This is a genomic window from Bradyrhizobium sp. 190, assembly GCF_023073415.1.
GTDB lineage: Bacteria > Pseudomonadota > Alphaproteobacteria > Rhizobiales > Xanthobacteraceae > Bradyrhizobium.
The window spans coordinates 104,628-129,932 of record NZ_JADPJL010000005.1; the positions used below are offsets into that span (position 1 = coordinate 104,628).

A 25,305-nucleotide genomic window follows, 5' to 3' on the forward strand; every position below is an offset into this window, starting at 1 on the left:
CGGCAAAGATTCCATGTCCGACCCAAAGCGCGAAGGCAACTTCGCAGATGGGCCGGACATTCGCGCTCCGCTCGGACGTTGAGCGGGCGCGGGCCAAAGAAGAATTTCGAATTTGCTGCCGGTGACGATCGGCACGCGAGGAGAAGACGATGAACCAAGAAATTATGAATCTCTTCAATCCGACGACCCCGGCCCAGGTCTTCGACCAGATCCGGATCTCGATTGCGTCCCCGGAGAAGATTCTGTCCTGGTCCTACGGCGAGATCAAAAAGCCGGAGACCATCAACTACCGGACCTTCAAGCCGGAGCGCGACGGCCTGTTCTGCGCCCGCATCTTCGGGCCGATCAAGGACTACGAATGCTTGTGCGGCAAGTACAAGCGGATGAAGTACAAGGGCATCATCTGCGAAAAGTGCTCGGTCGAAGTGACGCTGTCGCGCGTCCGGCGCGAGCGCATGGGCCATATCGAACTGGCAGCGCCCGTTGCGCACATCTGGTTCCTGAAGTCGCTGCCGTCCCGCATCGGCCTTCTGCTCGACATGACGCTGAAGGATCTCGAGCGGATCCTGTACTTCGAATATTACGTCGTGCTCGAGCCCGGCCTGACCGCGCTCAAGGACCGTCAGTTGCTCTCGGAAGACGAGTACCTGAAGGCGCAAGACGAATACGGCCAGGATTCCTTCACCGCCATGATCGGCGCCGAAGCGATCCGCGAGCTGTTGAAGGGGCTTGAGCTCGAAAAGCTCGAGCAGTCCCTGCGCGCGGAAATGCACGAGACCGAATCCGACATCAAGCACAAGAAGCTCGCCAAGCGGCTGAAGATCGTCGAGGCCTTCCGCTATTCCGGCAACAAGCCGGAGTGGATGATCCTGACCGTGGTGCCGGTGATTCCGCCGGACCTGCGTCCGCTGGTGCCGCTCGACGGCGGCCGCTTTGCGACGTCCGACCTCAACGACCTCTACCGCCGCGTCATCAACCGCAACAACCGCCTGAAGCGGCTGATGGAGCTGCGCGCGCCCGACATCATCATCCGCAACGAAAAGCGCATGCTGCAGGAGGCCGTCGACGCGCTGTTCGACAACGGCCGCCGCGGCCGCGTCATCACCGGCGCCAACAAGCGTCCGCTGAAGTCGCTGGCCGACATGCTCAAGGGCAAGCAGGGCCGCTTCCGGCAGAACCTGCTCGGCAAGCGCGTCGACTATTCGGGCCGCTCCGTGATCGTGGTCGGTCCCGAGCTGCGGCTGCATCAGTGCGGCCTGCCGAAGAAGATGGCGCTCGAACTGTTCAAGCCGTTCATCTATTCGCGGCTCGACGCCAAGGGTCTGTCCACCACCGTGAAGCAGGCGAAGAAGCTCGTCGAAAAGGAGCGTCCCGAGGTCTGGGATATCCTGGACGAGGTGATCCGCGAGCATCCGGTGCTCTTGAACCGCGCGCCGACGCTGCATCGCCTCGGCATTCAGGCGTTCGAGCCGGTCCTGATCGAAGGCAAGGCGATCCAGCTCCATCCGCTGGTTTGCGCCGCGTTCAACGCTGACTTCGACGGCGACCAGATGGCCGTGCACGTTCCGCTGTCGCTGGAAGCGCAGCTTGAAGCGCGCGTCCTGATGATGTCGACCAACAACATCCTGCATCCGGCGAACGGCCAGCCGATCATCGTGCCGTCGCAGGACATCGTGCTCGGCCTCTACTACGTGTCGATCATGCGCGAGGGCCTGCCCGGCGAGGGCAAGATCTTCGGCGACATGGCCGAACTCGAGCACGCGCTGCATTCGAAGGTCATCCACCTCCACACCAAGATCAAGTACCGGTGGGAGGGCACCGACGAAACCGGCAAGACCACCAGGCGCTGGATCGAAACCACCGCGGGCCGCGTCATGCTCGGCACCTTGCTGCCGAAGAACCAGAAGATCTCGTACGACATCATCAACAAGCTGATGACCAAGCGCGAAATCTCCGGCGTGATCGACCAGGTCTACCGTCACTGCGGTCAGAAGGAGACGGTGATCTTCTGCGACCGCATCATGGCGCTCGGCTTCTACAACGCGTTCAAGGCCGGCATCTCGTTCGGCAAGGACGACATGGTCGTGCCGCACTCAAAGTGGAAGATCGTCGACACCACCCGTACGCTGGCGAAGGACTTCGAGCAGCAGTACAATGACGGCCTGATCACCCATGGCGAGAAGTACAACAAGGTGGTCGACGCCTGGTCGAAGGCGACCGAAGAAATCGCCAAGGAGATGATGAAGGAAATCTCCTCGACCAAGAAGACGCCGAAGGGCGCCGACGCCGACATCAACTCGATCTACATGATGGCGCATTCGGGCGCGCGCGGTTCGCCGGCCCAGATGCGTCAGCTCGCCGGTATGCGCGGCCTGATGGCGAAGCCGTCGGGTGAAATCATCGAGACGCCGATCATTTCCAACTTCAAGGAAGGTCTGTCGGTGCTCGAATACTTCAACTCGACCCACGGCGCCCGCAAGGGCCTCGCGGACACCGCGTTGAAGACCGCGAACTCCGGTTACCTGACCCGCCGTCTGGTCGACGTGGCGCAGGACTGCATCATCACGCAGGACGATTGCGGCACCAAGCTCGGCATCAAGATGCGCGCCATCGTCGATGCCGGAACGGTCGTCGCTTCGCTGGCGTCGCGTATCCTCGGCCGCACCACGGGCGAGGACCTGCGCGATCCCGCAACCAACAAGGTCGTGGTCAAGCGCGGCACGCTGATGGAAGAGACGCATGTCGACGCCATCCAGCAGGCCGGCATCCAGGAAGTGAAGATCCGTTCGGCGCTGACCTGCGAACTGGTCAACGGCATCTGCGGCAAGTGCTACGGCCGCGACTTGGCCCGCGGCACGCCGGTCAACCACGGCGAAGCGGTCGGCGTCATCGCCGCGCAGTCGATCGGTGAACCCGGCACGCAGCTGACGATGCGCACGTTCCACATCGGCGGCGCGGCGCAGATCAACGAGCAGTCGTTCGTGGAGTCGAACTTCGACGGCAAGGTGACCATCAAGAACAAGGCCATCGCCAGGAACAGCGAAGGTCATTTGGTCGCGATGGTTCGCAACATGGTGTTTGCGATCACCGATGCCGACGGCACCGAGCGTGCGACCCACCGCATTCAGTACGGCGCGCGCGTGCACGTCGATGAAGGCGATATGGTCAAGCGCGGCCAGCGCATCGCGGAGTGGGATCCGTACTCGCGGCCGGTTCTCACCGAAGTCGAAGGCACCATCGGGTTCGAGGATCTGGTCGAAGGCCAGTCGATCTCGGAAACGCTGGACGAATCCACCGGTATCGCCAAGCGCGTCGTCATCGACTGGCGTGCGTCGCGGGGCGGGGCGGATCTGCGCCCGGCCATCGTCGTCAAGGGCAAGGACGGCAAGGTGCTGAAGCTCGCACGTGGCGGCGATGCCCGCTACATGCTGTCGGTCGACGGCATTCTGTCGGTCGACGTCGGTGCCAAGGTCAAGGCCGGCGACATCCTGGCGCGTATCTCCACCGAAAGCGCCAAGACGCGCGACATCACCGGCGGTCTGCCGCGGGTGGCCGAACTGTTCGAGGCCCGCAAGCCAAAGGACGCGGCGATCATCGCGGAAATCGCGGGCACGATCCGTTTCGGCCGCGACTACAAGAACAAGCGCCGCATCTCGATCGAGCCGATGGACAAGACCGAGGAGACCAGAGAGTACCTGATCCCGAAGGGCAAGCACATCCATCTGCAGGACGGCGACATCGTCGAAAAGGGCGATTTCATCGTCGAAGGCAATCCGGCGCCGCACGACATCCTGGCGATCAAGGGCATCGAGGAACTCGCTGCCTATCTGGTCAACGAAATCCAGGAAGTCTACCGGCTGCAGGGCGTGCTCATCAACGACAAGCACATCGAGGTGATTGTCCGTCAGATGCTGCAGAAGGTCGAGGTCACTGACCAGGGCGACACCGACATGATCTCGGGCGAGCAGGTCGACAAGATCGAGTTCGACGCGCTCAACGTCAAGGCCAAGGAAGAGGGCAAGAAGCCCGCCACGGGAACGCCGGTTCTGCTCGGCATCACCAAGGCGAGCCTGCAGACCCGCTCGTTCTTCTCGGCGGCCTCGTTCCAGGAGACCACCCGCGTGCTCACCGAAGCCGCCGTCAACGGCAAGGTGGATCCGCTGGAAGGCCTCAAGGAGAACGTCATTGTCGGCCGGCTGATCCCGGCGGGCACCGGCGCTTCAATGGCCAAGATCCGCGAAGTCGCGGTCAAGCGCGACAAGCTGATCCTCGACGAGCGCGAGAAGCAGGCGACGATCGTGCCGACGGCCCCGGAAGCGGAACCGCTGGCATTGCCGCCGGCGGAGTAAGGGTTCCGTCAGGTCCCGACCAATAAGAAAGCCGGCTGTGAAGCCGGCTTTTGCTTTTTTTCAACGGCGTGCCCCCTGCTTCACCCATAAGGGTGATACGTGCTACCCAGTCACGACGTGATGTCTATGTTGGCGGTCCCCTCGATTCACATGAACGCATCAATTGATTCAGAACGTCTGATCGACCGCATTTATGAAGCTGGCTTGGTCCCTTCGCTTTGGCCAGCTCTGCTTGGTGAACTCGGTGCAGCGGTCGGCGGCAACGGCGGCTTTCTGTTCGGTGTGCGGGACGGCTACGTAAGCGCGGTCAATTCTGTCGAATATGACCAGCTGATGCCTGTTTTCTTGAGAGACGGATGGAGCGAACGCGATCCAAATCTGCCGCGCGCCATCGCCCTGAATCGTGCAGGCTTCGTCACCGACCACGACCTCCTCTCGGAGGAGGAGATTGCGACCAACGAAGTCTATTGCAATTTTTACCGCAAGCACGGCATCGGCTACCGGGCCGGAACGCTCATCCCGATGCCGATCGGCGATTCAATCGCAATCGTCCTGCCACGGCATCAGGATCACGGCCCGGTGCCGCAAGAGGTCGTCAATCTGCTGGATGGACTGCGGCCGCATCTGGCCCGGGCCTCCCTTGCGGCAAACCGCCTTGGCTTCGAGCGCGCACTTGCCCAGGTGGATGCATTGCAGGCGCTGGGTCTGCCGGGCGCGGTGCTGCGCGGGCCCGGCCAGGTGTTCGCGACAAACGGCCTGTTCGATGCGCTGATGCCTTCGCTGTTTCAGGATCGCGCCCAGCGCGTGATGATGACGGACGTTGCGGCGGATGCGCTGCTCGCCGAAGCGCTCGGCGCGCTGCCTCTTGCCGGTAGCCGGATCGTGAAATCCATACCGGTCGCCGCGACGGTCGGCCACGTGCCGATGGTGCTGCATGTCATCCCCGTACGCGGTTCCGCGCGCGATATCTTCACGCAGGCCACCGCGCTGCTGGTGGTGACGCCGGTCGATCGCGCCGCGGTGCCGACCGCGGAGGTCCTGCAAGGCCTGTTCGACCTGACACCGGCGGAAGCGCGCGTGGCGCGGGGCATCGGCCAGGCCGAAACCGTTGATACGCTTGCCGACGCGACAGGCGTCAATCGAGAGACGGTGCGCAGCCAGCTCAAGGCCGTGCTGTCCAAGACCGGCCTTTCACGCCAGCAGGAGCTGGTCAGCCTGCTCGCCGGCAAGGCGTTCCATCGCGATTAGACAACCGCGCCCACGGTTGCGGAGGCGGACTCTCTGGGCCTACTTGCCGGCGGAATAGGGCTTCCGCAAGAATACGGTGCGAAGACAAATGGCCGGCACAAGCCGGCCATTTTGCTGCTTTCTTTCATTGCTGCGTTGCGAGGACTTGCTTTGTTCATCTTCCCTTCAGGGTGAAAAGCGCTTTTGCTTGCGGTTTAGACCGGCTGCTTCCAGAAGGCAGGGGGGCCGGAGGGCGACGGAAAAGACATGTTGGATCTGGCAATCGTAGGCGGCGGCCCGGGCGGGCTGATGAGCGCCTGGTATTTGAAGAAAAAGCTCGGCGATCTCTGCCGCGTCACGATCTACGAGGCATCCGACAGAGTCGGGGGCAAGATCGTCTCGCGCAAATTCGATTCCGCGCCGGCGATGTACGAGGCAGGCGTCGCCGAAATCTACGATTATTCGATGACCGGCCCGGATCCGCTGCGGGAACTGATCCAGCATTTCGGCCTGCAGACGATACCGATGGATGCCGAGCAGGTGCACCTCGACGGTGAACTGCTCAACGACGTGCCGGGCATGCGCCGCAGGTATGGTGAGAAGACCGCCGCCGCGATCGAAGCGTTCCGCAAGCGTTGTTCCGACCTGGTGTCGCCGATCGAATATTACGAAGGCGTCGGCGCCCACGATAACGAGCACCCCTGGGCCTACATGACCTGCGAGGAAGTGCTCGACGAGGAAGTCGACGATCCCATCGCCAAGCGCTTTTTCAAGGTGATGGCGCGCTCTGATATCGCGACCGAAAGCCACAGTACCAATGGCCTGAATGCGCTGAAGAACTTCGTGATGGACGTCGACGGCTATATCGGCCTGTACTCGATCCAGAACGGCAACGAACAGTTGATCGAGTGCCTGCGCTCGGAAGTCGATGCCGACATCCAGCTCAGCCATCGCGTGCTCAAGGTCGGCAAGACCGACTCTGGCCGCTATCAGCTCAATATGATGAACGGAAAGGGGCCGGAGACACGGGATTTCGATCTGGTGCTGATGTGCCTGCCGCATTCCTGGCTCGGCACCATGCGCTGGGATGGCGAAGAACTGCGCAAGTCGATGGTCAAGCACGTCGCCTATTTCGACCGTCCGGCGCATTATCTTCGGGTTTCGATCCTGTTCGACGAGCCGTTCTGGGGCGAGAAGATCTCCGGTGCCTGGTTCATGTCGGAAGCGTTCGGCGGCTGCTGCGTTTACAACGAGGGCGCCCGCCACGACGTCGGCAAGCACGGCGTGCTCAACTGGCTGATCGCCGGCTCGGACGCGCTGGCGTTTGCCAATCTTAGCGATCAGGAACTGATCGACGCCGCGCTCAAGTCGCTGCCGGCTTCGCTCGGCAACGCCCGCGATCATTTCCTGGAAGGCAAGATCCACCGCTGGCTGTCATCGGTGAATGCGCTGCCAGGCGGCCTGCCGGTGCGTGACGTCATGACCAACCACCGGCCGGAGCCGAAGCAGCATCCGGGGATCGTCGTGGTCGGCGACTATCTGTTCGATTCGACGCTGAACGGTCTGCTCGATTCCTCCGACGCCGCCACCGATATCATTCTGACCGAGATGATGCGGCTGCGCCGCGCCCGTGCACAACAGGGCACGGTATCGTCCGACAAGATCGACCGCAGCTATTTCGAGAATTACCGTGGCGTCGGGCCCTACAGCGAGGCTTGGAGCCGGTTTACCGATCCGACCTATCTGATGGACCTGATCAAGATCGTCTGGAACAGGGCCAGGGGCTACAAGCTGCTCGTCGCCGGCTCCGCCAGCGGCGAACTGGTCGGCGCGCTGCGCGAGCGCGGCATCGATGCCTGGGGTATCGAAAACAACAAGGCGATCCACGCCAAAACGCCGAAGGCGCTGAAAAAGTACAACAAGCTCGGCTCCATCGCCGATATGCCGTTCAAGGACGACGAATTCGATTTCGTGTTCGAGACGAGCCTGTGTCATGTCGCCGAAAAGCAGGTCCTGCGGGCGGTGCGCGAACTCAACCGCGTCGTGAAGACCGGACTGGTGTTCGGGTCTGTGACGTCGGACATGGCTCCCGCACTGATCGACCGTTACGACCTGTTGCGCGGCGTGAAGAAGCTCGGCACCTGGTGGGAATGGTCTGAATGGTTCTTCGGCAACGGATTCGACCTCTCGATGCACCGCCGCGACTGCACCGATGCGGTGTGGGCGGCGACGCTGGCTGCCAATAAGGGGCCGGGGCAGTGGTACGCCGACGCCGACAGCCTGCGCTATTCGTTCTTCGACAAGGTCGAAGCGGACGATTGAAGGTCCGACCGGTTGTATTGAGGCGCGACGGGGACTGATGGATCAGAGTCCGTCGCGCCAAATGTTTGCCGAATTCATCCCGATCGCATAGAATCCTTGGCGGGTAGCGCTCGCCGCTGCCGCGTTCGATTGCGGTCAGGCCGGCCGTGCAGCATCGGTTGGTTTCATGGCGCCCAAGCCTCCTTCCTCGGATGATCAGAATCCCGCGCCAGCGGACGATCCTGAGCTGACCAAGAAGCTTGTGCTGGAGGCGGTTGCGCCGCTGACCGGTGGCAAGGCCGCCGGTGCACCTGCTGGTGACGCCGACAAGGACGATAAGGACGGGGAGCTGGACCACGACGACGATGATGACGACGAGGATCTCGTCGTTTTCACCGCCAAGGAAGCCGCCGGCGCGATGGCGACGATCTACGGCTTCACCAAGCCGTATCTCGGCAATTACAGAAAACTGCTGGCCTTCGTGACCTTCGGCGTCCTGGTCGAGACGCTGTTCAACGTCATCATGCCGCTCAGCCTGAAATTCCTGATCGACGACGCGCTCGGCGAGGAGGATTTCCAGGCGCTGTACAAGATCCTCGGCGTGCTCGCGGTCGCCGGCATCATCACGTCGATCATTGCGGTCTGGTACGAGAAATGGGACGCGCGGCTGGCCGCGGGCGTCATCGCCGACGTGCGGACGCGGCTGTTCGAGCACGTCCAGAACCTGCCGGCGTCGTATTTCGCCCGGACCAAGCGCGGCGAGATTCTCTCGCGATTCTCGATCGATCTCGCGGCCTATGAAAGCTCGGTCAAGACCTTCGCCAACAGCGCGGCGCTGCCGTTCCTGGAACTGATCGCCGGCATCATCCTGATGCTGTTTTTGAACTGGCAGCTTGCGGCGGTTGCCTTGCTGATATTCCCGATCACGCTGATCGGGCCGCGGATCCTGACGCCGAAGGCGGTGCAGGCGAATTACGAGCAGAAGCTCAACGAATCGGCGCTGCTCGGCACGGTGCAGGAAAACGTGGCTGCCCAAGCGGTGATCAAGGCGTTCAGCCTGCAGCGCCGCACGCTCGGCTGGTTCACCATGCGCAACCAGGAGGTGCGGATCAAGACGGCATCGGCTGTCTTCCTTTCCACGATGGTGGAGCGCACCGTCACCATTTCAGTATTGCTGCTGCACCTCGTGGTGCTGGCGATCGGCGCCTATCTCGCCACCAAGGGCCAGATCACCATCGGTACTTTCGTCACCTTCGAGAGCGCGTTCTGGGAGGTGTCCTACAACATCGCCCATCTGATGCATTTCATTCCGGTGTCGATCCAGTCGGCGGCGGCGGTGCGGCATATGCAGGAGCTGCTGGATGAGCCGACGCGCGGCGCCGATCGCCCGGGCGCGCCCGATTTACCGCGGATCACCAACGACATCAGCTTCGACCGCGTCACCTTCGCCTACGAAGGCAGCGAGACGCCGGTGCTCGACAATTTCAGCCTCAAGCTCAATGTCGGCAAGCGTATCGCGATCGTCGGTCCCAGCGGCTCGGGCAAGAGCACGCTGCTCAATCTGATCCTGCGCCTTTACACGCCGGACGAGGGGCGGGTGGCCATCGACGGCGTCGATATCCGCCGCGTGACCCGCGAATCCCTGCGCGGCGGCATGGCGGTCGTGTTCCAGGAGAACATGCTGTTCAACATGTCGCTCCGTGAAAACATCCGGCTCGGCAAGGAAGGCGCCAGCGACGAGGAGGTCGAGGAAGCCGCGCGCAAGGCCGAGATCCACAGCTACATCATGAGCCTGCCGCAGAAATACGACACGCCGGTCGGCGAACGCGGCGACACGCTGTCGGGTGGCCAGCGCCAGCGCATCGCGATCGCGCGCGCGATCATCCGCAATCCGTCGCTGCTGCTGCTCGACGAGGCAACGTCGGCGCTCGACCAGACCACGGAAGCCGCGATCAACCGCACGCTTCTGAACGTGGCGGAGGGGCGCACCATGATCTGGTCGACCCACCGTCTGACGTCGGTGGTCGAGATGGACGAGATCATCGTGATTTCAGCCGGCAAGGCGATCGAGCGCGGCTCGCATGCGCAGTTGCTCGCGGCCAACGGCGTCTATCGCAAGCTCTGGGACGATCAGGGCCGCACGCCGCACAACGATGCCGGTCAAGCCGACGATGATAATGAAGACGACGACGATGACGAGGATGACGACGAGGAGTGAGCGCGGCGGTTTGACCCCGCGCTGATCCCGTTTCGCATCCGCCGCAGGGCGCCTTCGCCGAACCACGCCAGGAAGCGCGCCCAGCGCTGCGCACGCCAGTAGAGCCCGTTCTCGATCGTGAGCTTGCGGAAGCTGACGGCTTTTGCCATCGACCAGGCATCGCAAGCCTGCTTGACCGGATCTTCGTAGAAGGAAGCGATCTTGTCCGCGTCCATGCCCGCGGTCGCAAGCCAGGCGGGGATATGGACGTTGCAGAGCTGGGCTACGTCGGTGAACACCTTGTCGGTGCCAGTGCCGGTAACCGGGCAGGTGGCCGCAAAGGCATCGCCGACCAGAACGACGCCAGGCCGGCGATAGCCGGTTGAGATATAGAGATCGGCAGGCCTGATCTTGACGTCGCCGGGAACGCCGTATTCGCCGATGATCCGGCGCAGCCTGGGCAGCGCGGCGTTCATGGTCTCGACCGGCCTATGGCGCATCTCGCGCAGCCAGGGATCGTCGACCTCGCGGTAGACGAAGAGGTTGGCCCGCATCCGGTTTCCGACAGGGAAGAGCGTTACATAGGCGACGCGCTCCTTTGCCCGTTCCGAAAAGTAGGTCAGGGCGGGAAATTCGAAGGCCGGACGGCCGACCGGCACCATGTCAAATCCGATCGAGATGGAATGGCTGACGCTGATGGTCTGGCGCTCGATGCCGAGACTGTGGCGCAGCCCGACACTCAGTCCATTGGCCAGCACCACCAGGCGCGCCGAAATGGTTTCGCCGTCGGATAGCGTGAGCTTCTGCCGCTCCGCACTGGTCGAGACATCGGTCACCTTGGCGTAGATGAGCTCGGCGGGGGCTGCGATTTCGGCCCGGACAGCGCCGATCAGCGCGTCGTACATGATGCCGTATTGGCGGCTCGGCTTCTTGTCGAGGAGGTAGCCGAATCGCGCAATCCAGTTTTGGCGGTCGTGGGTGGCCGAGCGGAGCACCGAATCGGCGATTCCGGTCCGGTAGAAGCGGCCGAGCTGTTCGTCGCCGCTGATTTTTTCGACGCGGAAGTCGAACGGATAGACTTTGTGGGGGTCGATCAGAACAGTCGGGATTCCAGCACGTCCGAGCATGGCAGCCGCGGTCGAGCCGGCAAGGCCGCCGCCGATGATCGCAATGTCGGTGTATTTCATGTGGAATCTCAGCCGGGGTGCGACACTTTTGCACCCGGAAAGGCAAATAAAGCCTTAGTTGGGTTGTCTTGGCCGAGAGAATGATGTTTTTGATTGTATTTACCCGGGTATAATTAGCGATCGAGCGAGGCGACTCAGAGCTCCGAGGCAAAGGGGGAGATGCCAATGGTGAGGGGTGAAGATGCCATTTCCGCGTTTCCTGAATTCGCTGGAAACGCTGAATCCGCAGACGCCATAGGCATTTCCAGCGTTGTTGTTTTGCTTGACTTAACTACCCACCGCTTATAGAAGACGGCCACTTAACGACAGGCGGTGAGCAACGCCAGCGTCGGAACGGAACACCCTTTCAAATCCTTACGGAAGTTTCCTGAAGGACCGGGACGGGCACCAACCTCGACGAATGCCGCTCAAACGCTGTCGATCATATTGCTAGGCAATGCCAGGACGATTTTTGTTCTCTTGAGCACGTTCTCTTGAGAGTGAACTCGGATGCATGACCTCGGTTGCAGGCCGGACAGCGAGCGCTGATCGCCTTCACTTGCGGTCCTCTGTGGCGTCGAAGCGCTTTCCGCTCAGTGATGGGTGGTTGGCGCGATTTCGTTTTGCGTGGATGTTTTTCACGCAAGGCGGGCCGAACGGAACGGCTAGTTCCGAGAAGAATTTGCGAAAGCCATTCAAGGTTTCGCGCGAACTAAAGGGTGAAGGCTGACATGCCGACGATCAACCAGCTGATCGCAAATCCGCGTGCGGTGCAGAAGTCACGCAAGAAGGTGCCGGCGCTGCAGCAGTCGCCGCAGAAGCGCGGCGTTTGCACGCGCGTCTACACGACGACCCCGAAGAAGCCGAACTCGGCGCTTCGTAAGGTCGCCAAGGTGCGCCTGACCAACGGCTTCGAAGTGATCGGCTACATCCCGGGTGAAGGCCATAACCTTCAGGAGCACTCGGTGGTCATGATCCGCGGCGGCCGCGTCAAGGACTTGCCCGGCGTGCGCTACCACATCCTCCGCGGCGTCCTCGATACCCAGGGCGTCAAGAACCGTAAGCAGCGCCGTTCGAAGTACGGCGCGAAGCGTCCGAAGTAATCAGGAACAGAATCGATGTCCCGTCGCCATTCTGCTGAAAAGCGTGAAGTGAACCCGGATCCGAAGTTCGGGAACGTCATCATCACGAAGTTCATGAACTCGATCATGTACGACGGCAAGAAGTCTGCCGCCGAGAGCATCGTCTACGGCGCGCTCGCCATGATCGAAACCAAGACCAAGCAGGGTCCGCTGCCGGTGTTCGAGCAGGCGCTGGAAAACGTCATGCCGACCATCGAAGTGCGTTCGCGCCGCGTCGGTGGCGCCACCTACCAGGTGCCGGTCGAAGTGCGCTCGGTTCGCCGTCAGGCGCTGGGTATTCGCTGGATCATCACGGCAGCGCGCGATCGTAACGAAAAGACGATGACGGAGCGGCTCTCGGCCGAGCTGCTCGACGCGTCGAACAACCGGGGGAACGCCGTCAAGAAGCGTGAAGACGTGCACCGGATGGCGGAAGCCAACCGTGCCTTCTCGCATTATCGCTGGTAACGGCGAAGAACGGATTTAAGGAACAGCCCATGCCCCGCGTTCATGCCATAGAGAACTACCGCAACTTCGGTATTATGGCGCATATCGATGCCGGTAAGACCACGACCACCGAGCGCATCCTTTACTACACCGGCAAGAGCCACAAGATCGGCGAAGTGCACGAAGGTGCCGCGACGATGGACTGGATGGAGCAGGAGCAGGAGCGTGGCATCACGATCACCTCGGCTGCGACCACCGCGTTCTGGAACGGCAAGCGCCTGAACATCATCGACACCCCCGGCCACGTCGACTTCACCATCGAAGTCGAGCGTTCGCTGCGCGTGCTCGACGGCGCGGTATGCGTGCTCGATTCGAACCAGGGCGTTGAGCCGCAGACCGAAACCGTCTGGCGTCAGGGCGACAAGTACAAGGTTCCGCGCATCGTCTTCGCCAACAAGATGGACAAGACCGGCGCGGATTTCTTCAAGTGCCTCGCCGACATCGTTGACCGCCTCGGCGCCAAGCCGATCGCGATCCAGCTCCCGATCGGTGCCGAGAACAACTTCAAGGGCCTCGTCGACCTCGTGAAGATGCAGGGCATCATCTGGAACGATGAATCGCTCGGCGCGAAGTTCGACTATGTCGATATCCCGGCCGACATGGTCGACCAGGCCAAGGAATATCGCGAGAAGATGGTGGAAGCCGCCGTCGAGCTCGACGATGACGCCTTGGCTGCCTTCCTCGACGGCAAGGAGCCGGACGAGGCGACGCTGAAGCGGCTGATCCGTAAAGCCGTGCTGACCGGCGCCTTCTATCCCGTGCTGTGCGGCTCGGCCTTCAAGAACAAGGGCGTGCAGCCGCTGCTGGACGCCGTCGTTGACTACCTGCCGTCGCCGGTCGACGTGCCCGCGATCAAGGGCATGGACGATGACGGCAACGAAGTGCTGCGCAAGGCCGACGACAAGGAGCCGCTGGCTCTGCTCGCGTTCAAGATCATGGACGACCCGTTCGTCGGCACCATCACCTTCTGCCGCATCTATTCGGGCATCCTGCAGAGCGGCACCGGCGTCGTGAACTCGACCCGCGAAAAGAAAGAGCGTATCGGCCGTATGCTGCTGATGCATGCGAACAACCGCGAAGACATCAAGGAAGCCTATGCCGGCGATATCGTAGCACTTGCTGGCCTGAAGGAAGCGCGCACCGGTGACACGCTGTGCGATCCCGACAAGCAGGTGATCCTCGAAAAGATGGAATTCCCGGAGCCGGTGATCGAGATCGCGATCGAGCCGAAGTCGAAGGCCGACCAGGAAAAGCTCGGCGTGGCATTGGCGAAGCTTGCTGCGGAAGATCCGTCGTTCCGCGTGTCGACCGACCAGGAGTCCGGCCAGACCATTCTCAAGGGCATGGGCGAACTCCATCTCGACATCAAGGTCGACATCCTCCGCCGTACCTACAAGGTCGACGCCAACATCGGCGCGCCGCAGGTGGCGTTCCGCGAGCGGGTCACCAAGCGCGCTGAAGTCAAGTACACGCACAAGAAGCAGACCGGCGGTACCGGTCAGTTCGCCGAAGTATCGATCATCGTCGAGCCGAACGAGCCCGGTAAGGGCTACGAGTTCGAATCGAAGATCGTCGGCGGCGCGGTGCCGAAGGAATACATCCCCGGCGTCGAAAAGGGCCTCAACAGCGTGATGGGCTCGGGCGTGGTCGCCGGCTTCCCGGTGGTGGACGTCAAGGTCCAGTTGGTCGACGGCAAGTATCACGACGTCGACTCTTCGGCGCTGGCCTTCGAAATTGCATCGCGCGCGGCATTCCGCGAAGCGCTGCAGAAGGGCAAGTCCGTTCTGCTCGAGCCGATCATGAAGGTCGAGGTGGTGACCCCGGAAGACTATACCGGTTCGGTCATCGGCGACCTGAATTCGCGGCGCGGCCAGATCCAGGGTCAGGACATGCGCGGCAACGCCAACGTCATCAACGCGATGGTGCCGCTCATGAACATGTTCGGGTACGTGAATAACCTGCGCTCGATGAGCCAGGGACGCGCGACCTTTACGATGCAATTCGATCACTACGCTGAAGCGCCGGCGAACGTGTCGGCAGAAGTCCAGAAGAAGTTTGCCTGATTGTCGTTGGTTCAAAGCTAACGACTGAACGGAGAGTCAAATGGCCAAAGCAAAGTTTGAACGTAATAAACCGCACTGCAACATCGGAACCATCGGTCACGTCGACCATGGCAAGACCTCGCTGACCGCAGCGATCACCAAGGTGCTGGCTGAAACCGGCGGTGCGACGTTCACGGCGTACGACCAGATCGACAAGGCGCCGGAAGAGAAGGCGCGCGGCATCACGATCTCGACCGCCCACGTCGAATACGAAACCACCAATCGGCACTACGCCCACGTCGATTGCCCGGGCCACGCCGACTACGTGAAGAACATGATCACCGGCGCAGCCCAGATGGATGGCGCGATCCTGGTCGTGTCGGCCGCCGACGGCCCGATGCCGCAGACCCGCGAGCACATCCTGCTCGCCCGTCAGGTCGGCGTTCCCGCGCTCGTCGTGTTCCTGAACAAGTGCGACATGGTCGACGATCCGGAACTGCTCGAGCTCGTCGAGCTCGAAGTCCGCGAACTGCTTTCGAAGTACGAATTCCCGGGCGACACCATCCCGATCGTCAAGGGCTCGGCGCTGGCCGCCCTTGAAGACAAGGACAAGGCGCTTGGTCACGACGCCATCCTCGAGCTGATGAAGCAGGTCGACGCGTACATTCCGCAGCCGGAGCGTCCGATCGACCAGCCGTTCCTGATGCCGGTGGAAGACGTGTTCTCGATCTCGGGCCGCGGCACCGTGGTGACCGGTCGTGTCGAGCGCGGCATCGTCAAGGTCGGCGAGGAAATCGAAATCGTCGGTCTGCGCGATACCCAGAAGACCATCGTCACCGGCGTCGAAATGTTCCGCAAGCTGCTCGATCAGGGCCAGGCCGGCGACAACATCGGTGCGCTGCTCCGCGGCACCAAGCGCGAGGAAGTCGAGCGCGGCCAGGTGCTGTGCAAGCCGGGTTCGGTCAAGCCGCACACCAAGTTCAAGGCTGAGGCCTACATCCTGACCAAGGAAGAGGGCGGTCGTCACACCCCGTTCTTCACCAACTACCGGCCCCAGTTCTACTTCCGCACCACCGACGTGACCGGCGTCGTTCATCTGCCCGAAGGCACCGAAATGGTGATGCCGGGCGACAACATCGCGATGGAAGTGCACCTGATCGTGCCGATCGCGATGGAAGAAAAGCTGCGCTTCGCGATCCGTGAAGGCGGCCGCACCGTCGGCGCCGGCGTCGTCGCCTCCATCATCGAGTAAAGAGAAAACGAAAAGCGAATAGCGAATGGTTTCATTCGCTATTCGCCGCTCACTACTCGCATCAAGCGACGAAGAAAGAGACAACGGCAATGAACGGCCAAAATATTCGCATCCGTCTCAAGGCGTTCGACCATCGTATCCTCGATACGTCGACCCGCGAGATCGTGAACACGGCGAAACGTACCGGTGCCCAGGTTCGCGGACCTATCCCGCTGCCCACCCGCATCGAGAAGTTCACCGTCAACCGTTCACCGCACGTCGACAAGAAGAGCCGCGAGCAATTCGAGATGCGCACCCACAAGCGCCTTCTCGACATCGTCGATCCGACCCCGCAGACCGTCGATGCTCTCATGAAGCTCGATCTGGCCGCCGGTGTCGACGTCGAGATCAAGCTCTAAGATTTTCAGGATCGTCCGAAGTTAGCGGACAGAAAGAACAGGAAGCACGCCGATGCGCTCCGGAGTGATCGCACAAAAGGTCGGGATGACGCGGGTCTTTACGGAGACCGGCGAACATATCCCTGTGACCGTGCTGAAGCTGGGCAATTGCCAGGTGCTGGGCCACCGCACGACCGAGAAGAACGGTTATGTCGCGCTGCAGCTCGGTTCGGGTACCCGCAAGACCGTCTATCTGCCGAAGGCAGAGCGCGGCCAGTTTGCGGTGTCCAAGGTCGAGCCCAAGCGGAAGGTCACCGAGTTCCGCGTGTCGGAAGACGCGCTGATCCCGGTTGGCGCCGAGATTCAGGCGGACCATTTCGTGGTCGGCCAGTTCGTCGACGTCACCGGCACCTCGGTCGGTAAGGGGTTTGCCGGCGGCATGAAGCGCTGGAATTTCGGCGGTCTGCGCGCCACCCACGGTGTGTCGGTTTCGCATCGTTCGATCGGTTCGACCGGTGGACGTCAGGATCCCGGCAAGACCTTCAAGAACAAGAAGATGCCCGGTCACATGGGTGTCGATCGCATCACCACGCTCAATCTGCGTGTGGTGCAGACCGACGTCGAGCGCGGCCTGATCCTCGTCGAAGGCGCCGTTCCCGGCTCCAAGGGCGGCTGGATCTCGGTTCGCGACGCCGTCAAGAAGCCGCTGCCGAAGGAAGCTCCGAAGCCCGGCAAGTTCAAGGTCGCCGGCGATGAGCAGGCTCAGGCTCCGGCCGAGCAGGAGGGCGCGTGAGATGGAACTGAAAGTCACGACCCTTGAAGGCAAGGAAGCCGGTTCGGTCCAGCTCTCGGACGCGATCTTCGGTCTCGAGCCCCGTGCCGACATCATCCAGCGTTGCGTGCAATGGCAGCTCAACAAGCGGCAGGCCGGAACGCACAAGACGCAGGGCCGCGCCGACGTGTGGCGCACCGGCAAGAAGATGTACAAGCAGAAGGGCACCGGCGGCGCCCGTCACGGCTCGGCCCGCGTGCCGCAGTTCCGCGGCGGTGGCCGTGCGTTCGGTCCGGTGGTTCGCTCGCACGCGACCGACCTGCCGAAGAAGGTGCGCGCGCTGGCGCTCAAGCATGCTCTGTCGGCGAAAGCCAAGGACGGCGGCCTGATCGTGCTCGACAATGCGCAGGTCAAGGACGCCAAGACCAAGGCGCTGGTCGGTCATTTCTCGGGTCTCGGCCTGACCAATGCGCTGATCATCGACGGCGCCGAGCTGCACACCGGTTTCGCCACCGCTGCACGCAACATTCCGAATATCGACGTGCTGCCGATCCAGGGCATCAACGTCTATGACATTCTGCGTCGTCAGAAGCTCGTGCTGACGAAGGCGGCAGTCGATGCGCTGGAGGCGCGCTTCAAATGAAGAACATCGATCCGCGCCATTACGACGTGATCGTAGCTCCCGTTGTCACCGAAAAGGCGACGGTTGCCTCCGAGCACAACAAGGTGGTGTTCAGGGTCGCCAGCAAGGCGACCAAGCCGCAAATCAAGGAAGCCGTCGAAAAGCTGTTCGACGTCAAGGTGAAACGCGTGAACACGCTGGTCCGCAAGGGCAAGACCAAGGTGTTCCGCGGCAATTTCGGTTCGCAGTCGGACGTGAAGCGGGCTGTCGTGACCCTCGAAGAGGGCCACCGCATCGACGTCACTACCGGACTATAAGGCGATACAGCGATGGCATTGAAAACATACAATCCGACGACGCCGGGCCAGCGCCAGCTGGTGATGGTCGACCGTTCGGCGCTCTACAAGGGCAAGCCGGTGAAGGCGCTGACCGAGGGCAAGCTCGGCAATGGCGGCCGCAACAACACCGGCCGCATCACCGTTCGTTTCCGCGGCGGCGGCCACAAGAAGTCCTATCGCCTGGTCGACTTCAAGCGGAACAAGGTCGACGTTCCTGCCGTCGTCGAACGGCTGGAGTATGATCCGAACCGCACCGCGTTCATCGCGCTGATCAAGTATCAGGACGGCGAGCAGGCCTACATCCTGGCGCCGCAGCGTTTGGCTGCGGGCGACACCGTGGTTGCCGGCAACTATGTCGACGTCAAGCCCGGCAATGTCATGCCGCTCGGCAACATGCCGGTCGGCACCATCATCCACAACATCGAGATGAAGATCGGGAAGGGCGGCCAGATCGCGCGTTCGGCCGGCACCTACGCCCAGATCGTCGGTCGCGATCAGGACTACGTCATTCTGCGCCTGAACTCGGGCGAGCAGCGCCTGGTGCACGGCCGTTGCCGCGGCACCATCGGTGCGGTGTCGAACCCCGATCACATGAACATCTCGATCGGCAAGGCCGGCCGTACCCGCTGGCTGGGCTGGCGTCCGCATAACCGCGGCGTCGTCATGAACCCGATCGACCATCCGCACGGCGGCGGCGAAGGCCGCACCTCGGGCGGCCGCCACCCGGTCACCCCGTGGGGCAAGCCGACCAAGGGCAAGAAGACCCGTTCGAACAAGTCGACCAATCGATTCATCCTCCTAAGCCGCCACAAGCGGAAGAAGTAAGGAACGCCGGACATGGTACGTTCAGTCTGGAAAGGCCCGTTCGTCGAAGCCTCTCTGCTCAAGAAGGCAGATGCTGCGCGCGCGTCGGGTCGTCACGACGTCATCAAGATCTGGAGCCGCCGCTCGACCATCCTGCCGCAATTCGTCGGCCTGACGTTCGGTGTCTACAACGGCCAGAAGCATGTGCCGGTATCGATCAACGAGGAAATGGTGGGTCACAAGTTCGGCGAGTTCTCGCCGACCCGTACCTTCCATGGCCATTCTGGCGACAAGAAAGCCAAGAAGGCTTGAGGAATAGACGATGAGCAAACCAAAGCGCGAACGTGTCCTCGCGGACAACGAGGCCAAGGCAGTTGCCCGGATGCTGCGCGTCAGCCCGCAGAAGCTCAATCTTGTCGCGCAGCTGATCCGCGGCCGGAAGGCATCTGCTGCGCTCGCCGACCTGCAGTTCTCGCGCAAGCGGATCGCGGTCGACGTCAAGAAGTGCCTGGAATCGGCGATCGCGAACGCCGAGAACAACCACGACCTCGAGGTCGACGATCTCGTCGTCGCCGAGGCGCATGTCGGCAACGGCATCGTGATGAAGCGTTTTTCACCGCGCGGCCGTGGCCGTTCGGGGCGTATCTATAAACCGTTCTCGCACCTGACCATCGTGGTTCGTCAGGTCGAGGCCGAGGCAAGCGCTTAAAGCGGCGCGGGAGAAAACGATGGGTCAAAAGATCAATCCAATCGGACTGCGTCTCGGCATCAACCGCACGTGGGATTCCCGTTGGTTCGCCGGCAAGAACGAGTACGGCAAGCTGTTGCATGAAGACGTCAAGATCCGCGAGATCCTGCACAAGGAACTCAAGCAGGCGGCCGTCGCCCGCATCGTGATCGAGCGTCCGCATAAGAAGTGCCGCGTGACGATCCATTCGGCGCGTCCCGGCGTCGTGATCGGCAAGAAGGGCGCCGACATCGACAAGCTGCGCAAGCGGGTTGCCGACATCACGGCTTCCGACGTCGTCATCAACATCGTCGAAATCCGCAAGCCCGAACTCGACGCCACCCTGGTCGCCGAATCGATCGCCCAGCAGCTCGAGCGCCGCGTCGCTTTCCGCCGCGCCATGAAGCGGGCGGTGCAGTCGGCGATGCGTCTCGGCGCCGAAGGCATTCGTATCAATTGCTCGGGCCGTCTCGGCGGCGCCGAAATCGCGCGCATGGAGTGGTACCGCGAGGGCCGCGTGCCGTTGCATACGCTGCGCGCCGACGTCGATTACGGCGTGGCGACCGCGTTCACCACGTTCGGTACCTGCGGCGTCAAGGTCTGGATCTTCAAGGGTGAGATCCTCGAGCACGATCCGATGGCCCAGGACAAGAAGATGGCCGAAGGCGACACCGCACGTCCGCGCCGCGACGCAGCGTGAGATATCAGAAGAAGGTTTGAGGGCTTAAAGCCATGATGCAACCAAAGAAAACGAAGTTCCGGAAGGCGCATAAGGGCCGTATCCACGGCGTTGCGACTTCGGGTGCGACGTTGTCGTTCGGTCAATTCGGCCTGAAGGCGATGGCGCCCGAGCGCATCACCGCCCGCCAGATCGAAGCCGCGCGCCGCGCGCTGACCCGTCACATGAAGCGCGCCGGCCGCGTCTGGATCCGCGTGTTCCCGGACCTGCCGGTATCGAAGAAGCCGGCCGAAGTCCGCATGGGCTCCGGCAAGGGTACGCCGGAATTGTGGGTGGCGCGGGTCAAGCCCGGCCGCGTGATTTTCGAGATCGACGGCGTCACGGTGCAGACCGCCAAGGAGGCGCTCTCGCTTGCCGCCGCCAAGCTGCCGATCAAGACGCGCTTCGTCGCGCGCATTGCGGAGTAATCGTCATGGCCCCGATGAAAGTTGAAGACATCCGCGCGATGAGCGACGACCAGAGGGAGGACGCCGTCCTCAGTCTGAAGAAGGAACGTTTCAATCTGCGTTTCCAGCGCGCCACCGGGCAGCTGGAGAACACCTCGCGGCTGCGCGAAGCCCGCCGCGATATCGCCCGCATCAAGACCATCGCCGCGCAAACGCGCGCGAAGAAGAAGTAAGAGGCCTTATTATGCCGAAACGTACCCTTCAGGGCGTGGTCGTGAGCGACAAGCAAGCCAAGACGGTGGTGGTGCGCGTCGATCGCCGCTTCACCCATCCGATCTACAAGAAGACGATCCGCCAGTCCAAGAACTACCACGCGCACGACGAGAACAACGAGTTCAAGCCGGGCGACATGGTGTGGATCGAGGAAAGCAAGCCGATCTCCAAGTTGAAGCGCTGGACCGTGGTCCGGGGCGAGCAGAAGAAAACCGCCTGAGGTTCGTTCGGCTTGCCGGACGGGTAATCAGGAAAAATTTTAGGCGCTAATTCGAGCGCAACAGAAAGAGGACGAGGTGCATCAATGATTCAGATGCAGACCAACCTCGACGTGGCCGACAATTCAGGCGCACGCCGTGTCATGTGCATCAAGGTGCTGGGGGGCTCCAAGCGCCGCTATGCCACCGTGGGCGACGTTATCGTCGTGTCGATCAAGGAAGCGATTCCTCGCGGCAAGGTGAAGAAGGGCGACGTGATGAAGGCCGTCGTGGTCCGGGTCCGCAAGGACATCCGCCGCGCCGACGGCTCGGTCATCCGCTTCGACCGCAACGCCGCCGTGTTGATCAACAACCAGTCGGAGCCGGTCGGCACCCGTATCTTCGGGCCCGTGCCGCGCGAGCTGCGCGCCAAGAACCACATGAAAATCATCTCGCTTGCGCCGGAGGTGCTGTGATGGCTGCCAAGATCCGGAAAGGTGACAAGGTCATCGTGCTGAACGGCCGCGACAAGGGCCGCACCGGCGAAGTATTCGAGGTCCGCCCCGCCGAGAACAAGGCGCTGGTGCGCGGCGTCAACATGGTGAAGCGTCACCAGAAGCAGACCCAGAACCAGGAAGGCGGCATCATCTCCAAGGAGTCGCCGATCCACCTGTCCAACGTCGCCTATGTCGGCAAGGACGGCAAGCCGACCCGCGTGGGCTTCAAGATTCAGGCTGATGGCAAGAAGGTACGCATTGCCAAGAGCTCGGGAGCAGAGATCGATGGCTGATACCGCTTACACACCGCGCCTGCGCGTAGAGTATGACAAGAGCATCCGTGGCCAGCTGACTGAGAAGTTCGGCTATGCCAACGTCATGCAGGTGCCGCGGCTGGACAAGGTCGTGCTCAACATGGGCGTCGGCGACGCTGTCAACGACCGCAAGAAGGCAGAGACCGCGGCTGGCGAACTGACGCAGATCGCGGGCCAGAAGGCGATCGTGACCTATTCGCGGATCGCGATCGCGACCTTCAAGCTGCGTGAAAACCAGCCGATCGGCTGCAAGGTCACGCTGCGCAAGGCCAAGATGTACGAGTTCATCGACCGCCTGGTGAACGTGGCGCTGCCGCGCGTGCGCGACTTCCGTGGCCTCAATCCGAAGAGCTTCGATGGTCGCGGCAATTACTCGCTCGGTCTCAAGGAGCACATCATTTTCCCCGAAATCGATTTCGACAAGGTTTCGGAAGCCCGCGGCATGGACATCACGGTCTGCACCACGGCGAAGACCGACGACGAGGCGCGTGCCTTGTTGACCGCATTCAATTTCCCGTTCCGGCAGTGAGAAGCAGTTAAAGCCTCTCAAACGCGGAAACCCAGGAGCCAAGCATGGCAAAGAAGAGTTCGATCGAGAAGAACAACCGGCGCAAGCGGATGACGAAGAACGCCGCGCCGCAGCGCGCGAAGCTGAAGGCGATCATCGCCGACAAGACGCGGCCGATGGAAGAGCGGTTCGCGGCGACGCTGAAGCTCGCCCAGATGCCGCGCAATTCGTCGGCGACGCGGATCCGCAACCGCTGCGAGCTGACCGGCCGTCCGCGCTCGACCTACCGCAAGAACAAGCTTTCCCGCATCGCGCTGCGTGAACTCGGCTCCAAGGGCCTGGTTCCCGGGCTCGTGAAGTCGAGCTGGTAAGGAGGGTCGTCAAGATGTCAACGCACGATCCGATCTCCGATCTCATCACCCGCATCCGCAACGCGCAGATGCGTTCGAAGTCCAAGGTCTCGACCCCGGGCTCGAAGATGCGCGCCAGCGTGCTCGAAGTGCTGAAGTCCGAGGGCTACATCCGCGGTTACGCCAGCGTCGAACATGCTTCGGGCCGCAGCGAGCTTGAGATCGAGCTGAGATATTTCGACGGCGAGCCCGTCATTCGCGAGATCGAGCGGGTCTCCAAGCCGGGCCGTCGGGTTTACGCCTCGGTGAAGAACCTGCCGCGCGTGAACAACGGTCTCGGTATTTCGGTGTTGTCGACGCCGAAGGGAATCATGGCTGACCACGCCGCGCGTGACGCGAATGTGGGCGGCGAAATTCTCTTCACGGTGTTCTGAGGAAGGATTTAGAGCCATGTCACGTGTTGGCAAACGGCCTGTAGCGATCCCGTCCGGTGTGACGGCGACCGTCGAGGGACAGACCGTCAAGATGAAGGGGCCGAAGGGCCAGCTTCAGTTCGTCGTGCATGACGACGTCGAAGTGAAGTTCGAGGACGGCGCGGTCAAGGTCGCACCGAAGCTCGCGACCAACCGCGCCCAGGCGATGTACGGCACTGCGCGCGCGCAGGTCGCCAATCTGGTCGAGGGTGTTACCAAGGGTTTCGAGAAGAAGCTCGAGATCACCGGCGTCGGTTACCGTGCTGCGCTGCAGGGCAAGAGCCTGCAGCTCGCGCTCGGCTACAGCCACGACGTCGTCTACGCGATCCCGGAAGGCATCACCATCGTGGTGCCGAAGCCGACCGAGATCACGATCACGGGCACCGATTCCCAGCGCGTCGGCCAGGTCGCCGCGGAAATCCGCGCCTACCGTCCGCCGGAGCCCTACAAGGGCAAGGGTGTGAAGTACGCCAACGAATTCATCTTCCGCAAGGAAGGCAAGAAGAAGTAACGGAGCCGGTCATGTCACTCAAGGTCACGAATGCCCGGCGCAAGCAGCGCGTGCGCAACTCGCTGCGCCGGTCCGCCAATGGACGTCCGCGTCTGTCGGTGTTTCGTTCGTCGAAGCACATCTACGCCCAGGTCATCGACGACCTGAAAGGCGAAACGCTGGCTTCCGCTTCGTCGCTGGAAAAGACCATGCGCGATGGCGGCAATACGGGCGCCAACATCGATGCGGCCAAGGCCGTCGGCAAGCTGCTGGCGGAACGCGCCGTGCAGAAGGGCGTCAAGGAAGTGGTGTTCGATCGCGGTCAGTATCTCTATCACGGGCGCGTCAAGGCGCTCGCGGATGCGGCCCGCGAAAGCGGCCTGAGCTTCTAACGAACCGTTTTGGATAATTACGAGGACAGGGGCTTTACTCCCCTAAAGATTGGAAAACACCATGGCAGGTGAACGCGAACGCGGCGGACGCGAACGGAGCAGGGATCGCGATGAGCGCGACAGCGAGTTCGTCGACAAGCTCGTCCACATCAATCGCGTGGCGAAGGTCGTCAAAGGCGGCAAGCGCTTCGGCTTTGCGGCGCTGGTCGTGATCGGCGACCAGAAGGGCCGGGTCGGTTTCGGCCACGGCAAGGCGCGCGAAGTTCCCGAAGCGATCCGCAAGGCGACCGAGTCGGCCAAGCGCAACCTGACGCGCGTCGCATTGCGCGAAGGCCGCACGCTGCATCACGACATCGCCGGCCGCCACGGCGCCGGCCGCGTCTACCTGCGCGCCGCTCCGGCCGGTACCGGCATCATCGCCGGCGGCCCGATGCGTGCGGTGTTCGAAACGCTCGGCATCCAGGACGTGGTGGCGAAGTCGATCGGATCGTCGAATCCCTACAACATGGTTCGCGCCACCTTCGACGCGCTGAAGCATCAGGATTCGCCGCGTTCGGTGGCCGCACGCCGCAACATCAAGGTGTCCACGCTGCAGTCGCGCCGCGTCGGCGGCGATGCCGAAGTGGTGGCTGAATAACCGGCGCGATTTTCAAGCGCTCTTTGGAGTTAAGACGATGGCCAAGGCCGCAAAGACGATCAAGGTCGAGCAGACCGGCAGCGCAATCCGCCGCCATCACTCGCAGCGTGCGACGCTGATCGGTCTCAAGCTCAACAAGATCGGTCGTGTCACCGAGCTGCAGGACACGCCTGCAATTCGCGGCATGATCGCCAAGGTTCAACATCTCGTCCGCATCGTCGGCGAGAAGTAAGTTCGGAGCATGATC

At 62.1% G+C, this 25,305-nt stretch carries 29 protein-coding genes; 28 read left to right on the forward strand and 1 reads right to left on the reverse strand.

From position 1 onward, the window contains the following. The first annotated feature begins 149 nt into the window (after positions 1-149). The 4 genes from rpoC to IVB22_RS01705 all read left to right on the forward strand — a co-directional run bounded on the left by rpoC (position 150) and on the right by IVB22_RS01705 (position 10,095). The gene (rpoC, locus tag IVB22_RS01690; RefSeq protein WP_247515592.1) at positions 150-4,349 is read left to right on the forward strand and encodes a DNA-directed RNA polymerase subunit beta'; all 4,200 of its coding nucleotides are present in this window, start codon (positions 150-152) and stop codon (positions 4,347-4,349) included. Positions 4,350-4,553: 204 nt separating this feature from the next. Then, complete coding sequence (locus IVB22_RS01695; protein WP_247515593.1) at positions 4,554-5,597, forward strand: helix-turn-helix transcriptional regulator; 1,044 nt, start codon at positions 4,554-4,556, stop codon at positions 5,595-5,597. A 246-nt stretch (positions 5,598-5,843) separates the two neighbouring features. Continuing rightward, complete coding sequence (locus tag IVB22_RS01700; RefSeq protein ID WP_247515594.1) at positions 5,844-7,898, forward strand: FAD-dependent oxidoreductase; 2,055 nt, start codon at positions 5,844-5,846, stop codon at positions 7,896-7,898. 166 nt (positions 7,899-8,064) lie between these two features. Beyond that, positions 8,065-10,095: an ABC transporter ATP-binding protein gene (locus IVB22_RS01705; protein ID WP_247515595.1), complete on the forward strand. Its 2,031-nt coding sequence runs from the start codon at positions 8,065-8,067 to the stop codon at positions 10,093-10,095. Here IVB22_RS01705 and IVB22_RS01710 read toward each other — a convergent pair. Then, positions 10,038-11,261 carry an NAD(P)/FAD-dependent oxidoreductase gene (locus tag IVB22_RS01710; RefSeq protein WP_247515596.1) on the reverse strand — a complete coding sequence of 408 codons (1,224 nt, stop codon included), beginning with the start codon at positions 11,259-11,261 and terminating at the stop codon, positions 10,038-10,040. The genes IVB22_RS01705 and IVB22_RS01710 overlap by 58 nt on opposite strands. Positions 11,262-11,971: 710 nt before the next feature. Here IVB22_RS01710 and rpsL point away from each other — a divergent pair. The 24 genes from rpsL to rpmD all read left to right on the forward strand — a co-directional run bounded on the left by rpsL (position 11,972) and on the right by rpmD (position 25,290). Further along, entirely contained in the window at positions 11,972-12,343 is a 372-nt protein-coding gene (rpsL, locus tag IVB22_RS01715; RefSeq protein WP_025588683.1) for a 30S ribosomal protein S12, read from the forward strand. A 15-nt stretch (positions 12,344-12,358) separates the two neighbouring features. Further along, positions 12,359-12,829, forward strand: coding sequence for a 30S ribosomal protein S7 (rpsG, locus tag IVB22_RS01720; protein WP_108518073.1), 471 nt, complete (start codon positions 12,359-12,361; stop codon positions 12,827-12,829). A gap of 29 nt (positions 12,830-12,858) precedes the next feature. Beyond that, positions 12,859-14,931, forward strand: a complete 2,073-nt coding sequence (gene fusA, locus IVB22_RS01725) for an elongation factor G (RefSeq protein WP_247515597.1) — start codon at positions 12,859-12,861, stop codon at positions 14,929-14,931. A 40-nt stretch (positions 14,932-14,971) separates the two neighbouring features. Beyond that, positions 14,972-16,162: an elongation factor Tu gene (tuf, locus tag IVB22_RS01730; RefSeq protein WP_247515599.1), complete on the forward strand. Its 1,191-nt coding sequence runs from the start codon at positions 14,972-14,974 to the stop codon at positions 16,160-16,162. 89 nt (positions 16,163-16,251) lie between these two features. Then, the gene (gene rpsJ, locus IVB22_RS01735; RefSeq protein WP_002712302.1) at positions 16,252-16,560 is read left to right on the forward strand and encodes a 30S ribosomal protein S10; all 309 of its coding nucleotides are present in this window, start codon (positions 16,252-16,254) and stop codon (positions 16,558-16,560) included. Between the two features lie 52 nt (positions 16,561-16,612). Continuing rightward, the gene (rplC, locus tag IVB22_RS01740; RefSeq protein WP_247515600.1) at positions 16,613-17,332 is read left to right on the forward strand and encodes a 50S ribosomal protein L3; all 720 of its coding nucleotides are present in this window, start codon (positions 16,613-16,615) and stop codon (positions 17,330-17,332) included. Between the two features lies 1 nt (position 17,333). After that, positions 17,334-17,954: a 50S ribosomal protein L4 gene (gene rplD / locus IVB22_RS01745; protein WP_247515601.1), complete on the forward strand. Its 621-nt coding sequence runs from the start codon at positions 17,334-17,336 to the stop codon at positions 17,952-17,954. After that, the gene (locus IVB22_RS01750) at positions 17,951-18,250 is read left to right on the forward strand and encodes a 50S ribosomal protein L23 (RefSeq protein ID WP_108518085.1); all 300 of its coding nucleotides are present in this window, start codon (positions 17,951-17,953) and stop codon (positions 18,248-18,250) included. Before rplD ends, IVB22_RS01750 begins: the two co-directional genes overlap by 4 nt. A gap of 12 nt (positions 18,251-18,262) precedes the next feature. Next, the gene (rplB, locus tag IVB22_RS01755; RefSeq protein ID WP_212420848.1) at positions 18,263-19,096 is read left to right on the forward strand and encodes a 50S ribosomal protein L2; all 834 of its coding nucleotides are present in this window, start codon (positions 18,263-18,265) and stop codon (positions 19,094-19,096) included. A gap of 12 nt (positions 19,097-19,108) precedes the next feature. Next, entirely contained in the window at positions 19,109-19,387 is a 279-nt protein-coding gene (rpsS, locus tag IVB22_RS01760) for a 30S ribosomal protein S19 (protein ID WP_247515602.1), read from the forward strand. Positions 19,388-19,397: 10 nt separating this feature from the next. After that, entirely contained in the window at positions 19,398-19,784 is a 387-nt protein-coding gene (gene rplV / locus IVB22_RS01765) for a 50S ribosomal protein L22 (protein WP_247515603.1), read from the forward strand. Between the two features lie 19 nt (positions 19,785-19,803). Further along, positions 19,804-20,502, forward strand: coding sequence for a 30S ribosomal protein S3 (gene rpsC / locus IVB22_RS01770; protein ID WP_108518094.1), 699 nt, complete (start codon positions 19,804-19,806; stop codon positions 20,500-20,502). A 32-nt stretch (positions 20,503-20,534) separates the two neighbouring features. Further along, the gene (gene rplP / locus IVB22_RS01775) at positions 20,535-20,948 is read left to right on the forward strand and encodes a 50S ribosomal protein L16 (RefSeq protein WP_025588649.1); all 414 of its coding nucleotides are present in this window, start codon (positions 20,535-20,537) and stop codon (positions 20,946-20,948) included. 5 nt (positions 20,949-20,953) lie between these two features. Next, positions 20,954-21,160 carry a 50S ribosomal protein L29 gene (rpmC, locus tag IVB22_RS01780; RefSeq protein ID WP_247515604.1) on the forward strand — a complete coding sequence of 69 codons (207 nt, stop codon included), beginning with the start codon at positions 20,954-20,956 and terminating at the stop codon, positions 21,158-21,160. A gap of 11 nt (positions 21,161-21,171) precedes the next feature. Continuing rightward, a complete protein-coding gene (gene rpsQ / locus IVB22_RS01785; protein ID WP_100417522.1) occupies positions 21,172-21,420 on the forward strand; it encodes a 30S ribosomal protein S17 in 249 nt (82 codons plus the stop codon). An 84-nt stretch (positions 21,421-21,504) separates the two neighbouring features. Beyond that, positions 21,505-21,873, forward strand: coding sequence for a 50S ribosomal protein L14 (rplN, locus tag IVB22_RS01790; protein WP_011473865.1), 369 nt, complete (start codon positions 21,505-21,507; stop codon positions 21,871-21,873). Then, positions 21,873-22,187: a 50S ribosomal protein L24 gene (rplX, locus tag IVB22_RS01795; protein ID WP_214491134.1), complete on the forward strand. Its 315-nt coding sequence runs from the start codon at positions 21,873-21,875 to the stop codon at positions 22,185-22,187. Before rplN ends, rplX begins: the two co-directional genes overlap by 1 nt. Beyond that, positions 22,180-22,737: a 50S ribosomal protein L5 gene (gene rplE, locus IVB22_RS01800; protein ID WP_247515605.1), complete on the forward strand. Its 558-nt coding sequence runs from the start codon at positions 22,180-22,182 to the stop codon at positions 22,735-22,737. Before rplX ends, rplE begins: the two co-directional genes overlap by 8 nt. Before the next feature lie 44 nt (positions 22,738-22,781). Beyond that, complete coding sequence (gene rpsN / locus IVB22_RS01805; protein WP_247515606.1) at positions 22,782-23,087, forward strand: 30S ribosomal protein S14; 306 nt, start codon at positions 22,782-22,784, stop codon at positions 23,085-23,087. A 14-nt stretch (positions 23,088-23,101) separates the two neighbouring features. Continuing rightward, positions 23,102-23,500, forward strand: a complete 399-nt coding sequence (gene rpsH, locus IVB22_RS01810; protein ID WP_247515607.1) for a 30S ribosomal protein S8 — start codon at positions 23,102-23,104, stop codon at positions 23,498-23,500. A gap of 16 nt (positions 23,501-23,516) precedes the next feature. Continuing rightward, positions 23,517-24,050: a 50S ribosomal protein L6 gene (rplF, locus tag IVB22_RS01815; RefSeq protein WP_247515608.1), complete on the forward strand. Its 534-nt coding sequence runs from the start codon at positions 23,517-23,519 to the stop codon at positions 24,048-24,050. An 11-nt stretch (positions 24,051-24,061) separates the two neighbouring features. Next, positions 24,062-24,421 (forward strand): 50S ribosomal protein L18, encoded by a 360-nt coding sequence (gene rplR / locus IVB22_RS01820; RefSeq protein WP_247515609.1) that lies wholly within the window; start codon positions 24,062-24,064, stop codon positions 24,419-24,421. A gap of 61 nt (positions 24,422-24,482) precedes the next feature. Next, entirely contained in the window at positions 24,483-25,058 is a 576-nt protein-coding gene (rpsE, locus tag IVB22_RS01825; RefSeq protein ID WP_057902127.1) for a 30S ribosomal protein S5, read from the forward strand. Positions 25,059-25,095: 37 nt separating this feature from the next. Next, entirely contained in the window at positions 25,096-25,290 is a 195-nt protein-coding gene (rpmD, locus tag IVB22_RS01830) for a 50S ribosomal protein L30 (protein ID WP_247515610.1), read from the forward strand. Positions 25,291-25,305: the final 15 nt, after the last annotated feature.